12 protein-coding genes and 1 pseudogene are annotated in these 13,758 nt (G+C 34.5%); all 13 read left to right on the forward strand.

The features are described 5' to 3' along the window. Positions 1–7 precede the first annotated feature (7 nt). The 13 genes and pseudogenes from IGI87_RS06290 to IGI87_RS06350 all read left to right on the forward strand — a co-directional run bounded on the left by IGI87_RS06290 (position 8) and on the right by IGI87_RS06350 (position 13,722). Complete coding sequence (locus IGI87_RS06290) at positions 8–277, forward strand: EsaB/YukD family protein (RefSeq protein ID WP_438736470.1); 270 nt, start codon at positions 8–10, stop codon at positions 275–277. Next, positions 274–1,446: a type VII secretion protein EssB gene (gene essB, locus IGI87_RS06295; RefSeq protein ID WP_368552223.1), complete on the forward strand. Its 1,173-nt coding sequence runs from the start codon at positions 274–276 to the stop codon at positions 1,444–1,446. The genes IGI87_RS06290 and essB overlap by 4 nt, the downstream gene beginning before the upstream one ends. Further along, on the forward strand, positions 1,427–5,875 hold the full coding sequence (gene essC / locus IGI87_RS06300; RefSeq protein ID WP_438736471.1) for a type VII secretion protein EssC: 4,449 nt from the start codon (positions 1,427–1,429) through the stop codon (positions 5,873–5,875). The genes essB and essC overlap by 20 nt, the downstream gene beginning before the upstream one ends. Positions 5,876–5,889: 14 nt before the next feature. Continuing rightward, on the forward strand, positions 5,890–6,762 hold the full coding sequence (locus tag IGI87_RS06305) for a DUF6232 family protein (protein ID WP_438736472.1): 873 nt from the start codon (positions 5,890–5,892) through the stop codon (positions 6,760–6,762). Positions 6,763–6,774: 12 nt separating this feature from the next. After that, positions 6,775–7,221: a YwqH-like family protein gene (locus tag IGI87_RS06310; RefSeq protein ID WP_438736473.1), complete on the forward strand. Its 447-nt coding sequence runs from the start codon at positions 6,775–6,777 to the stop codon at positions 7,219–7,221. Between the two features lie 19 nt (positions 7,222–7,240). Further along, positions 7,241–7,513 carry a hypothetical protein gene (locus IGI87_RS06315; RefSeq protein WP_438736474.1) on the forward strand — a complete coding sequence of 91 codons (273 nt, stop codon included), beginning with the start codon at positions 7,241–7,243 and terminating at the stop codon, positions 7,511–7,513. A gap of 13 nt (positions 7,514–7,526) precedes the next feature. After that, positions 7,527–8,171, forward strand: a complete 645-nt coding sequence (locus IGI87_RS06320; protein WP_002407018.1) for a DUF4176 domain-containing protein — start codon at positions 7,527–7,529, stop codon at positions 8,169–8,171. Positions 8,172–8,186: 15 nt separating this feature from the next. Beyond that, positions 8,187–9,728 (forward strand): T7SS effector LXG polymorphic toxin, encoded by a 1,542-nt coding sequence (locus IGI87_RS06325; RefSeq protein ID WP_438736475.1) that lies wholly within the window; start codon positions 8,187–8,189, stop codon positions 9,726–9,728. Continuing rightward, positions 9,725–10,435: a hypothetical protein gene (locus IGI87_RS06330; RefSeq protein WP_057086930.1), complete on the forward strand. Its 711-nt coding sequence runs from the start codon at positions 9,725–9,727 to the stop codon at positions 10,433–10,435. Before IGI87_RS06325 ends, IGI87_RS06330 begins: the two co-directional genes overlap by 4 nt. Then, a pseudogene (locus IGI87_RS06335) lies at positions 10,414–11,718 on the forward strand (T7SS effector LXG polymorphic toxin); the annotation flags it as partial. The gene IGI87_RS06330 and the pseudogene IGI87_RS06335, both read left to right, overlap by 22 nt. Then, positions 11,706–12,425, forward strand: a complete 720-nt coding sequence (locus IGI87_RS06340) for a hypothetical protein (RefSeq protein WP_438736476.1) — start codon at positions 11,706–11,708, stop codon at positions 12,423–12,425. The pseudogene IGI87_RS06335 and the gene IGI87_RS06340, both read left to right, overlap by 13 nt. Positions 12,426–12,601: 176 nt before the next feature. After that, the gene (locus IGI87_RS06345) at positions 12,602–13,036 is read left to right on the forward strand and encodes a hypothetical protein (RefSeq protein ID WP_438736477.1); all 435 of its coding nucleotides are present in this window, start codon (positions 12,602–12,604) and stop codon (positions 13,034–13,036) included. Then, a complete protein-coding gene (locus IGI87_RS06350; RefSeq protein ID WP_438736478.1) occupies positions 13,015–13,722 on the forward strand; it encodes a hypothetical protein in 708 nt (235 codons plus the stop codon). Before IGI87_RS06345 ends, IGI87_RS06350 begins: the two co-directional genes overlap by 22 nt. Positions 13,723–13,758: the final 36 nt, after the last annotated feature.

A 13,758-nucleotide genomic window follows, 5' to 3' on the forward strand; every position in this document is an offset into this window, starting at 1 on the left:
AAGGAATATGAACAAAAAAACATCGATTGGCATCGGATTACATGTGTCGAATCAAATAATTGATTTGCAAATCCCTAATCAGGTCTCAGTTGCACGTTTAAAAGAATTGTTACTTGAATCGTTTGAGCTGTTGCCAACTCGTTTGCCAGGATCATTTGAATTGGTTGTTTTGAATAAACCGATTCTTTTAGCTGACAATCAATTAATTGCAAATTATCCATTAGGGAATGGCGACCAACTAATAGTAAAAGAAATTGTAAAGGAGACACATGGATGAGCGAGTTAAAGGATATTTCAGAAACAATCACATTAGAAGCAACAAAAGAATATGTTCAAGTGACATTACAAGCAAATCAATATCAGTTAGAAAAACTAGAACAGTTTCAACAATTTTTAAAACCAAGTCGTGGATTTTTATCAGGAAAAATAATACAAGCAACGGAAGAAGCGTTAGTGATTCAATACCATAAGGATCAATATATGCAATCCATTTTACAAGCGATCAAAAAAATGGATCAATATGAGCGTTTATTGCTAGCGCAAAGAGTCCATTATTTGGTTGATTTCTTAGGTACGCCGGTCCAACCCTTTATTCATCCAGAAAATATCTATATCTTTGGCGAAGAATTATTAATTGCTCATCGCGGCTTTATGCAGGTTATTGTTCCATATTCAACAGATGAAAGAGAATTTTTCAAACAATATCGAGCGCTGATTTTAGCAATTTTACATCCAAAGTATGAGTATGAACAATTAATTCAAGGGAATGGCACCCTGAAAGATACGCTATCTAAACAATTACAAGAGGCGAAAACAATCAATGAAATTGAGCAAATCATTGGTGAACAAGTCATTCGTCAAAAAGCCAAGCGTGAAGCAGAAACCAAATTAGTGAGTAAAAAAAGTTATTTAACCTTTAAATGGGCCAGCTTAGTGTTATTGGCTTTAACGCTACTTTTTGCAACTACAACAGGGATTTATGTCTTAAAAAAATTACCAGCCCAAGAGCGAGTGAGTTTGGCAGAAGCGCAGTATATTTCTAATGACTATGCAAGTGTTACGAAAACATTAAAAGAAGATACGCCAGAAGAATTACCGATAGGCGCTAAATATGTTGCTGCTGTTAGTTCTGTCCAACTAGATAATTTATCAAATGAACAAAAAACAGCAATTTTAAATAATTTATCTCAAAAATCTAGTGAAAACACCTTACTTTATTGGATTTATATTGGCAAAGGAGACTTTGAAAAATCATTAGATATTGCCCAAAATTTAGGCGATAACCAATATATATTACATGCCTATACAAAATTATATGATGCAACCAAAGCCAATAACAAAATGAACGGCGAGAAAAAACAAGCATTGTTAACAAAATATGAAGAAGCAATTGATAAATACATGAAAATCTTGGGAGGAAAAACGGATGACAACGAAAATCAGTAAAAAATTGGTCTCTGTGAATGATCAAATTCATACATCTAGCATGATTTATTTTGACATTTTTTATTTTGGTCCCCAACTTCTTCACCGTCAAATTACGGCTAAAAACCCAAGCGTTTCAATCAATCAACAATTATTTTTTTACGAAAATGAAGAATTATTCTGTAATGGTGAAACCTTTGATTCTGCTGAAAATTTTTCTGTTTTTCCCCACGAAGAATTGATTACTGTCACCACCAATAAACCGCAGAAAGATTTTTTAATTGCCTCTGCCAAAAATGCTGCGATTTCATTAGAAACAGATGCCATCATCAATATTACACTAGCACCAGAAACTGGGGAATATACAGCAACGATTTATCCCGGAGAAGATACGATTTACTACAATCATTATTTAGTTGAAAAAGGAAGCTATACTTTTGCAGTCGGTGATCAATTAGTTGTCAATGGCTTAATCATTGAAGTTCGGGAAAAACAATTAAAGTTAACAAGTCTAGGAGCTACATATTCCCTGAATCCTTGGCAAATTGTAGAAGAGGAGGTTATTCCGGAATATCCTGTCGATTTCCCGTCATTTCGACGAAGTCCACGGATTCACTTGAAGGAGCCAAAAAAACAAATAGAAATTGCTGCCCCAAAAGCCAAGCAAACAGAAGGGAAAAATGAACTGTTACGGACGATTGTCCCACCTTTAGGAATGGTCGTTTTGAGTGGCGCAACAAGCTTTTTAAGTGGGGGCAATCCAATTATGATGCTTAGTATGGGCGGAGCGAGTTTATTGACGGCTGGTTTTTCAGTCTCTAGTTATTTCACCAATAAAAAAGAAACAAAGCAAAAGAATATCGAACGGACAAATAGCTACGAACAATATTTAATACAAGAGAAAGCTCGTTTAAGTATACTGCAACAAGAACAAAAAGAGGCCTTGGAATATATGAATCCTGCCATGAACGAATTAGCCTTAATGACAAAAGAGTATCATGCGCGGATATATGAACGCATGATGACTAATGAAGATTTTTTGACAGTTCGCTTAGGGGTTGGTGAAATTTCTTCAAGTTTTACGACAAATTATCAGTCAACGGAAGATGATTCACTAAGTCAAGAAGCTGAAGAACAATTAGTATGGCCATATAAACAATTAGAAAAGGCGCCGATTGTTGTACCACTAATGGGACAAACCTTAGGATTGGCGGGAACACCTGCTGTTTTAAGGACAGCCATTCAAACGTTGTTATTTCAAGTTTCTGTTTTACATTCCTATCGTGACGTAGAGTTTGTTACTTTAGTACCAGAGGAAGATTATCAGAAAGATTGGCATTCTTGGCGTTGGTTGCCACACGTCAAAATCCGCAGTCTGAATTTGCGTGGGATTGTTCACGATCCTCAAACAAGGGATATGGTTTTAAACTCTTTCTATCAAATGATTACGAAACGTCGTCAACAAGTGCGCGAAGCCGGCAATGAAAAAGTTCACTTTCAACCACAGTACATTCTGTCGATTTTAGAGGAAAGTTGGTTGTCAGGGCATGGCTTAAATGAATTTTTAGCTGAAGATATGAGTCAATATGGTGTGACAGTTATTTGGGGAAAAGATGCTTTAAATATGTTACCAGAAACGACAACTACACTGATTGAGTATCAAAGTAGTGAAGCGGCGACTTTAATCAATCAAAATAATAAATATGTGAACCAAAACTTCGTTCCTAATCATTTACCGACTGCTTATCCGCTTGCTTATGCGATTCAGCGCTTGGCGAATTTGCAGCATGTGGAAGTGGAGAAGAATGCTATTCCTGAAGCAATTGACTTTTTAGAATTATATGATGTAAAGGAAATAAAGGATTTAAATGTAACAGACCGTTGGCAAAGAGCCGATACTTCTAAGTCTTTAGCAGTTCCTCTTGGCGTTCGTGGCAAAGATGACATTGTTTACTTGAACTTACATGAACGTGCCCATGGACCGCATGGACTTGTCGCAGGAACGACTGGCTCTGGTAAGTCTGAAATCGTTCAAAGTTATATGTTGTCATTAGCTGTTAATTTTGCTCCAGAAGATGTAGGTTTTTTACCTATTGATTTTAAAGGAGGCGGAATGGCTAACTTATTTGCAAAATTACCTCATTTATTGGGTTCGATTACTAACTTAGATGGAGCTAGTTCAGCTAGAGCATTACAAAGTATTCGTGCAGAATTACAAAAACGGCAACGAAAATTTGGAGAATACGGGGTTAACCACATCAATGGTTATACGAAATTATATAAACAAGGTAAAGAAATTACTGACCCAGAAGAAAAGAAAAACTATCCAAGTGAGCCATTACCCCATTTATTTTTAATCAGCGATGAATTTGCTGAATTAAAAGCTAATGAACCAGATTTTATGGCAGAACTTGTCTCTACTGCACGGATTGGTCGTTCGTTAGGTGTACATTTAATTTTAGCGACACAAAAACCAAGCGGCGTAGTGGATGACCAAATCTGGTCAAACTCACGGTTTAAGCTGGCATTAAAAGTTGCTGACGCCAATGATTCCAATGAGATTATTAAAACCCCAGATGCTGCTAGTATTACTCAACCGGGTCGTGCTTATTTGCAAGTAGGGAATAATGAAATTTACGAATTATTCCAATCTGCTTGGAGTGGTGCTAACTATGATCCATTCGCTACCAAGGAAGAAAAAGTGGATGAAAGGATTTGGTCAATTAATCAATTAGGACAATACGAATTATTAACTGCCGACCTTTCCGAAGAAGAAGAGGTTTCTATTAAAACGGAGGAAGAGTTAACACAATTAGATGCAATTGTTGAAGAAATTGCCAAGCATGCGGAAGAAAGTCAAGCAACTTTACCAGAGAAACCTTGGTTACCTCCATTAGCAACAGAAATTGTTTCACCACTTTTTAAAACGCAATGGCAAGAACAACGAGAACTTTCTGTTCCTTTTGGTTTTATGGATATTCCAGCAAAACAAGAACAAGTCAATTTCAATTTCGATTTGCACGAATTAAATCATACTGCCTTATATGGTTCACCGGGGTTCGGTAAATCAACAGCTTTGCAAACCCTAGTAATGAACTTTGCTCGTAAAAATACACCAGAACAAGTTCAATTTAATTTGTTTGATTTTGGTACAAATGGGTTGTTACCATTGAAAAAATTACCACACGTTGCTGATTTAGTCCGTTTAGAAGAAGAGGAAAAATTGGTTAAATTCTTAAAACGAATTCGTAAAGAAATTCAAGAGCGTAAAGATGCCTTTACTGAATACGGTGTTGCTAGTTTAAATCAATACGAAGAAAAATCAGGACAGAAATTACCAGTGATTGTTACGATTGTAGATGGGTTTGATGCAGTCAAAGAAAGCCCATTAGAAGATCCAATTGAATCTGTTTTAAATCAATTGCTACGAGAAGGAGCAAGTGTTGGCTTGTATACCATTATTACGGTTCTAAGAACAAATAGCTTTAAAATGAGTATGACAAGTAATATCCCAACACATATCGGTTTGTATTTAGTAGAAGAAGATGCGATTCGTGATGTTGTTGGACGAGAAGCTTTGATTCCACAAGAAATTATGGGACGTGCACAAGTGAAATTGGAACAGCCGCAAGAAATTCAAATCTATCTACCAACAGAAGGGGAAAATGATATCGCTCGTTTAAACCGTTTAGAACAAGAAATTGAAAAGATGAGCCAAAAATGGGGCGGTGAACGACCACTACCAATCCCAATGTTACCGAAAACAATCGCTATGGCGAATCTATACAATCATCCACACGCTCAACAAATGCTGGAAAATATGGAGTTCCCTATTGCCTTTGATAAAGAAACGACTAACATAGTGGGCTTCAAACCAACGGAACACGGTTATTTTGTGATTGGGGATGATACACCACAACAAAATGAATCTGTTGAAAAAGTGATTATCGAAGACATGAAGCATTTTATAGGGCGTGCCGAACGGATTATCTTTAACCATAGTGACCGTTTTGGCGGTTATGCAGATAGCTTTGATACAGTGATCGCAGGAACTGAATATGGAAGCTTTGTCAATGAATTACTACATGAAATTGAACAACGACAAATGATTAGTGAGTATGAACCGATGTTGATTTATATTCCCGAAGCGCAACAATTTGTCGAAAAATCCTTTATTAGTGCTGAAAACCTAAATATCCTACTGAAAAAAGGTAGCCAAGTCGCGATGTATTTTATTTTCCAAACCAATCAAAAATTATTGGAAAACAGTTTTAATGATGCCGATAAATTATTACGTGCTAATATCCCAGCGGGTATGGTTGGTACCAGACTCGCAGACCAAAGCTTTATTAAAACGAAAAGTGATTATAATGAATCTGCCGTGGAATTGGATGAATCTCATTTCTTTGAAGGTCGAACAGCAATGCGGGTGAAGTTAGTAAGTGAATAAAAAGGAGTGGAATTATGAATAATGAATTCTCAAAATTAATTGATATGAAAAAGAGCGAAGAAGAAATTGAAACAAATCATTTTATTATCAAAGATAACATTTTAAGGTTTGATCATCTAACTTTACAATTAAGTAACATTTCCAGAATATATGCTGGAACTAAGCGGATGAGAATTCCTGTGATGGCGATAAGCATTTTTGTTTTAGCTTTTGGAACTATTCGGTTTGAAGGATTACGTTGGATTAGTTTAATTATTATGGGATTGACAGGATTGTATATCTATATGGTTTATCAAAGACATCAAAGTAATAAAGAATATTTAATCTTTCAACTAAATTCTGGAGATAATTACTCCCTTTATTTTCAAGATGCTGAATTTTTAAACAAAGTCCGTAATGCAGTTGAAGCAGCATTCAATCACAAAAATATGTTTTCAGAAATCAATATTGCGGAACAAAAAATTATTCAAGGAAATCACCATGTAATTCATGGCAACCAGGCCAACCTAAACACAGGGATTCAACAAGGCAATACAATACATTCGAATAATCATGAAGAACATTCTTCAACTACTGTTGGGGATATCACAGATAGTACTATTCATCATTCGACATTTGGCAACCAGAATCATCAAAAAAATGAACAACCTGTTTATGATTGGCCGGTACTTGAAGCTAATTTTAAAGCAGTAATCACTTCATTGAAAAATGAAGACGAAACAAAACAAGTCAACAGGCAAGCGCTAAAAGCTGTTGAAGAAAAAGACGCAAAACAATTTGAGACAATCATTAAAATGAATCGGAAAATTTTTACGTCCAACCTATTTTTAAATACCGCTAGTGGTGTATTGGCTCAAGTAATTTCAACGATTTTAGGGATTCGGTAAAGGAGGAACCTCATGAGTGATGAAGCAATAAAAGCGCAAAAAAGAGCACTGGCAGCCGGAAAGCGTGCTGAAGCCAGTCATTTAAGTAGTCAGGTCAACATAGCACAAGCCAACAAAAATCAAATTGATCAGAAAATTCGAGAATTAGAAAAAGCAATTCGTGAATTAAGTCGAGAGATTCGTAGTATTCATCAATTGAAATCAACCGTTTCTAGTCAGTTAAAGAGTATTTCTGGAAGTAATTTTAAAGGCACACGACGGAATAAGTACAATGAAAAAGTTAGAAAAGTAGATAGTGATTTATCAAAATACGCCACAAAAAATCAAGAAAATTTACAAACCTTTCAACGGAAATTGTCTAACTTACAAGAAGATGCGCAACGTGAAGCCATGACAATCAGTTCATTAAATTCACAAATTTCGGCACTATTATCAATAGCAATGAGTTTGGATTCTTAATAAAGGAGTGAAAAAAATAATGAAAAGCGGTGTAAATTTATCGGAATGGACGCAATCTGTCAATAAAGCAAACAGCACAATTTCAGGAATTGGCAAAATGAAAACTGTATCTTTTTCTCAAACAAATGCGCGACCTTTTGCAGAATTCAAAACAATGATAGAGCAAATCAATTCTTCTCTAGAAAGTTACAAAGGATTTGCAAAAGGAAGCACCAATAAAATGATTGCTGCCGGAAAAAATAAAGCCAATGATGATAAAGCGGGAGCTGCTACTATGAAAATTAGTCAATAAGGAGTGAAGAAAAATGAATCAACAACAAAAGGAGTTGTGGGTGGCTACTATAGAAAGTAGTAACCTGACTGGAGAAATAACAAAGGACACCATAAACGAACTCGGTTTAATTTTGGGCGGTCAACCCCAATTAGCTCAAAATATTTATCAAAGTTTCCTCAATCAAACCACAAGTTATGAACATAAACCAAGAATTGGCGCGATTATTCATATTAGTTTTGATTATGAAGAGGAAAGAGTCACTTTTGCTTGGTTAAAAAAACAAGTTGTATTGACCGTGCCACAATTTAAACGATTTATGGGTTTCGTTGATACAATTTTTACAGAAATCTATCCAATTGGAACCATTGTCGAATTAGATGAAGAATTATTAACCGAAGATGTTAAAGCGCTTTTTACTACAGATGAATTAGGTTTATTTGTTTCTGTTCAAGGGAGAAAATTAACCATTCCAGAAACGCAAATGATGATTGATTACGTAGGAACTTTATGGCCATTTGGATTACAAGCAGAGGTGGAGCCAATTTATTTTAACTCGGTCATGGTAAAACGAGTTATTTCAGAAGGGCCTACTAATGCGTACGAGGAAAAGTTTACTTTTGAAGTTTTGAGAAAACAATTGGTGCAAGATGAAAAATATTCGTGTACGTATGTCTAATGAGGAGGTGGGCAAATGAAAATTAATATGCGTGAAGTGATGGAAGCTAAAAACAAAATTACTTCTTCTAGAAATAAACTACAAGCAGAAATCAATCGTGCCAAAAGCGATTGGAAAACAGTCCAAGGAAGCGATGCTTTATCTGGAAAAGTCAAAACAGCTATTAATGGTGAAATTGGTAATTACCAACTACCGATGCTAACCAATTATTATGATCTTTTACATACAATAGCACAAGAAATGGAAAAAACAATTAGTGATTTTAAAGCTAGTGTGAAGGAAAATAGTGAATCAGCCATCATTGATACAGATGCCTTAAATGAAGCGAAAGGAAAATTTTCAACACCGTTATCAAATTTTGCGAAATTAGATAAGAAAATTAGCAACATCTACAGTTCTGTAGCACATATCGTCCCTATTTCCGCACCATCCAATCAATTTAATAAAAAAATGGAAGAGGCTAAGAAAATTTTGACGGAAACGCTGAAAGGCATGGACACTTTTAACGGACGCAAAGTAGGCAGTGCTGTCAAAGACAAACTAGCCCAACAATCCAGCCAAATCACGAACGTCGGAGGATTAAGCTATACCAATCCTAAATCATTGGAAATATTTACGGATAAAACATTTAAAAATGAAATAAAAGAAGCGCATAAAAAAGTCCAGGAAGAAGAAAAAGATAGACTTGCTTTTGAAAAAGACCATCCAATTTTAATGGCTATGGATGGTAATTTAACAGAAGAAAAGTTAGACGAACTAGATAAATTAATTAATCATGCGATAGCAAAAGGCGTTGTTTCAGGAAAAAAATATATAAACCATATGAAAAAATTATACATTTCTAGTCGTATCAAACGTCTGCCAAATGGAAAATTGGTAATGAGACGAGCAAAAGGCTGGCTAAAAAAATTAGATCAATTAGCAGATATTGATGATTATGTGCCAAAAGGTCACCGGTCATTAAGTATCACTGCATCGGGGACCGCAAAGGAATTTACTAAACTAGGAGATAAATTATTAGGCAAATTAGATTTAGTAGATAAGAAGTCTATTCTAAGAGAATCTGGTGAAGCTTTTAGTAAAGCAAGTATTAAAGGAGTCGCAAAGGGAACTCTAAAATCGATGGGAAAATCGTTAAAGAAAGGATTATCTTTTGGTGTTAACGGTGTTGTGAAAGATGCCAAAGCATTAATCAATGCAAAAGGTGCAGGAAAAATTATTCCTGGATTAAACATAGCGGCAGGTGCTGTGGAGGTTGTGCAAGGAATAAGCAAGAGTGAGGGACTAGCAAGAAAAGACGGATTGAAAGGGCATGAAATTACCGCAAGTAAAGTTGGCGGTGCATTGGTGGATGTCGGGAAGGTTGCAGCTGTGACAGCGACTGTCGGCTTTTTTGTTGCTGCATTACCAGCAACTGCATCATTAACGGCAGTTGTTGGTGTAGGAATAGGAGTTAGTATGGGAGCTGAATTCATTTTGAAAAAAACAAATGCAATTAATATAGCAAAAAAGGGAGTAAATTCAATGATAAAAGGAATTTCAGGGTGGTTTAAATGAAATCTATCATAAAGCATTTTGTCCCAAATAAATTTAAAAAGCAAAAAGAATTATTATTTTCAAACGCGTCCTTCATTAAAGTTATGATAGGCTATGGAATATTGTTAACTTTTCTATTGATAATTTATGGAACGATTGGGAATAAAAATGATTTCACAGAAAATAAAGGGTTTTTATATTTTCAAATAATATATTCTGTGATAGTGATTTTTATCAACGGAATAAGTTATATACAATTTAAAAAGATAAAGCTACAAAAATATTTAGTTCTCGTTGTATACTTTTCAGGCGTTTTAGGAATTTTTAGCGGGATAGCATTGTTATCTCTAATAACAGATAGACCGCTTCATAACTTTGTTGTAGGTATGATTGTGATATTTATTGGATGGATTTTAGAGCTACTTGTACATGCTCTTTTGGTTTGGTGGTCGTTGAAACGAAATAACCTTAAATTGAGAGATACAGCTACTAATTATTTTTCGAACGTTATTGGTATTTTGGGGATATCATTAGCAATAATCTCTTATGTTACAGAAAAAGAAAATTTATTTTTTCTTGCAGCATGTTTAATTGTAATAGTTGTTCTATTTTTCGTAACTTTTGATTTTCAACGAGTATATGAATATTGGAAAACCAAAAAAAATGAAGATGTTTCTGCATATGGCAATTCAATTGAAATGATGAAGAACAAGAAAACAAAAAAATAGAAACATTTCTTCCAGAATTAAGTGAATCAGCCATCATCGATACAGATGTCTTAAATGAAGCAAAAGGAAAATTTTCAACACCGTTATCAAATTTTGCGAAATTAGATAAGAAAATTAGCAACATCTACAGTTCTGTGGCACATATTGTCCCAGTTTCCGCACCATCCAATCAATTTAATAAAAAAATGGAAGAGGCTAAGAAAGTCTTGACGGAAACATTGGAAGGCATGGATACCTTTAACGGACACAAAGCAGACAGTGCTGTCAAAGACAAACTAGCCCAACAATCCAGCCAAATCGCGAAAGTCGGAGGATTAAGCTATACCAATCCCAAATCATTGGCAATTTTTACGGATAAGACATTTAAAAATGAAATAAAAGAAGCACATAAAACTGTAAAAAAAGAAGAAAAACTTGATTTTAAAAAAGAACATCCACTCTTAGCAGCCATGAACGGGAATCTAACCGAAGCAGATTTGCAGGAATTGGATAAATTGATAAATAGTTCGTTGGCAGGTTCTATAAAAGAAGGGAAGCGGTGGACAAAGCATGTTAAAAACTTATACATTTCTTCCAGAATTAAACGAATGTCAGACGGTACTTTAGTCATCAAAAAAGCCGGGAAATGGTTGAGTAAGTTTGATAAACTAACCGGAATTGATAACTATATGAGAAAAGGCAAAGACTTTACTCGACTAAGCACCTCAGGAGGCTTAAAACAATTTACAGATTTAGGTGATTCATTACTAGATAAATTGAAATTAGTGGATAAAAACGTTGTGTTAAAAGGATCAAAACAAGCATTTAAAGAAGCAATCAAAGGAATTGGCAAAGGAACTTTAAAGAGAGTTGGAAATGCTTTGAAAAAAAGCGTAAGTTTTGGGATTAACGGTGTTGTGAAAGATGCCAAAGCATTAGTCAATGCAAAGGGAGCAGGAAAAATTGTACCAGGGTTAAATATAGCCTTAGGAGCTGTAGATGTCGTTCAAGGAATCAGTAAGAGTGAGAAACAAGCCAGAAAAGACGGATTGAAAGGGCAAGAAATTACCGCAAGTAAAGTGGGTGGTGCATTGGTGGATGTCGGGAAAGTAGCAGTGACAACGGCGGCGATAGGAGCTGTATCGGCGGGTGTAGCTACATTTGCACCAGTTTGGGCTGTTGTGGGGGCAGGGATAATAGTTAGCCAAGGTTTAAACTGGGCTGATAAACAAATGAATATAACAAAAAATATAAAATCAGGAGTTAACTCTATGATAAAAGGAGTATCTGGATGGTTCAAATAATATCTAATTTTATACCAAAATTTTATGAAAAAAATAGCAAAAAGAAATATACTATAAAGTCTTTTTCGTCAATGTTGGTTTGTTATATAGTGTTTATCACAATTTTTTTGTTAACTTATTGGTCAGGAAATAAAGAAAAAATATATAATCGTCATACAATAATTTTTGCTAATGTTCAATTAGGGATACTTATATTTTTTGTTGTATTAATAGTAACGGGTACAGTCGTATTTAAAAGTAATCAAAAACAAAAGTATATAGTAATAATTCCGTATATCTCATTGGTAATGTTGCTACTTCTCACAGTATCATATTTCTCGATCTTACTAAGTAATCCTGTTGAAAAATTTATTGTTGGTGAATTAATGGTTTTATTACTTTGGATATTAGGGATAATCATCAATAGTATATTAGTGTATCTCTCCCTAAAAAATAATAATTTTGATATCAGAGATAAGTATGCAAACTATTATATCAATTGTTTATCCATTTTAGCTATAATAGGTGCCATGGCTTCTACTGCATTGGATAATATTAATCTTTTTTATTTAGCATTGGTAGTAATGGTATCAGCCTTGCAATTTGCTTTAACTTTTCAAATACCAAGAATATTACAATATTGGAAAAAAGAATCAGAAAAAAATGAAAACACATCTGTATATGGGAATTCCATTGAAATGGTGAAGAACAAGAGAACCAAAAAATAACTATATTTCTTCCAGAATTAAACGAATGTCAGACGGCACTTTAGTCATCAAAAAAGCCGGGAAATGGTTGAGTAAGTTTGATAAATTAAAATGTTGTATTAAAAGGATCAAAACAAGCATTCAAAGAATCAGTTAAAGGTATTGGTAAAGGAACTTTAAAGAGTGCTGGTGGTGCGTTGAAAAAAAGCGTAAGTTTTGGGATGAATGGTGTTGTGAAAGATGCCAAAGCATTAGTTAATGCAAAATGTGCAGGAAAAATTGTGCCAGGGTTGAACATAGCTTTAGGAGCTGTAGATGTCGTTCAAGGAATAAGCAAGAGTGAGAAACAAGCCAGAAAAGACGGATTGAAAGGGCAAGAAATTACCGCAAGTAAAGTTGGCGGTGCATTGGTGGATGTCGGGAAAGTAGCGGTGACAACGGCAGCGATAGGAGCGGCTGGGGCAGCTTTGGCTACTGTTGGAGCTCCAGTGTGGGGAGTTGTTATGGCTGGCATTGGAGTAAGTTTACTTATAAATAAGACAGATAAAGATAACAATCTTACTAAAAAATCTAAAAGAGCTGTTAATTCAATGATAAAAGGAGTATCCGCATGGTTCAAGGGAAAAAGTTAATGAAAAATTATATTTCAAGTCAATATAAAAGTTATGCTGAAAAGAAAATTACAAAAAATTCTTATAAAAAAGGAATATTCATGTATTTAGCTTTATTTGCAGGAGTAACCATTACTCAACTATTTGGTGAAAAAAAAGATAATCAACTCCTATTTTTAAATATTCAAACGATATGTGTTGTCCTATTTTTAATTCAAAATATGTTTTATTATTATTTTTATGTAAAATTAATAAAATATAAAAAATATTGTTCGTTAGGGTTGTATATTTCTGCGATTGTATCGGTATTCTTGATGTTAGCCTATGTATCGTTATTAGTTGCACCGTCATTTAAGACGTTTGCCTATTCAATAGTTACTCTATTTTGTGTATGCTTAACAATGGAGATAATTTATCTGATAACGATTAGGATATCCTTGAAAAATGAAGACATGAAATTGAGGGATGCTACAGCGCAAAACTTGCTAAATGGGGTAAGTATCTTAGGTATCATACTTATGATTTTATCTGAAGTAATAGATAATTTTGAATTTGGTGTTTTAGGATTCACATTTATGGGTGCAATGATCTTATTTCTAGCAACATTTCACTTTCCAAGAATTTTGAGGTATTGGAAAAAAGAACCAGAAAATACATCTGTATATGGCAATTCAATTGAATTAATAAAGAAGAAAAACAAAAAATAAATATCGTTAATATAGAAAAAAAGGAGTTAATTCAAT

Origin of the sequence: Enterococcus sp. DIV1444a (genome assembly GCF_051712125.1) — a bacterium.
In the GTDB taxonomy this organism is placed as follows: domain Bacteria; phylum Bacillota; class Bacilli; order Lactobacillales; family Enterococcaceae; genus Enterococcus; species Enterococcus faecalis.

Excerpts from the sequence above, each read along its gene's own strand:
- IGI87_RS06350 (WP_438736478.1), top strand. The coding sequence starts at position 13,015 with ATGGTTCAAGGGAAAAAGTTAATGAAAAATTATATTTCAAGTCAATAT.
- IGI87_RS06340 (WP_438736476.1), top strand. The coding sequence starts at position 11,706 with ATGGTTCAAATAATATCTAATTTTATACCAAAATTTTATGAAAAAAAT.
- essB (WP_368552223.1), top strand. The coding sequence starts at position 274 with ATGAGCGAGTTAAAGGATATTTCAGAAACAATCACATTAGAAGCAACA.
- IGI87_RS06290 (WP_438736470.1), top strand. The coding sequence starts at position 8 with ATGAACAAAAAAACATCGATTGGCATCGGATTACATGTGTCGAATCAA.
- essC (WP_438736471.1), top strand. The coding sequence starts at position 1,427 with ATGACAACGAAAATCAGTAAAAAATTGGTCTCTGTGAATGATCAAATT.
- IGI87_RS06310 (WP_438736473.1), top strand. The coding sequence starts at position 6,775 with ATGAGTGATGAAGCAATAAAAGCGCAAAAAAGAGCACTGGCAGCCGGA.
- IGI87_RS06325 (WP_438736475.1), top strand. The coding sequence starts at position 8,187 with ATGAAAATTAATATGCGTGAAGTGATGGAAGCTAAAAACAAAATTACT.
- IGI87_RS06330 (WP_057086930.1), top strand. The coding sequence starts at position 9,725 with ATGAAATCTATCATAAAGCATTTTGTCCCAAATAAATTTAAAAAGCAA.
- IGI87_RS06315 (WP_438736474.1), top strand. The coding sequence starts at position 7,241 with ATGAAAAGCGGTGTAAATTTATCGGAATGGACGCAATCTGTCAATAAA.
- IGI87_RS06305 (WP_438736472.1), top strand. The coding sequence starts at position 5,890 with ATGAATAATGAATTCTCAAAATTAATTGATATGAAAAAGAGCGAAGAA.
- IGI87_RS06320 (WP_002407018.1), top strand. The coding sequence starts at position 7,527 with ATGAATCAACAACAAAAGGAGTTGTGGGTGGCTACTATAGAAAGTAGT.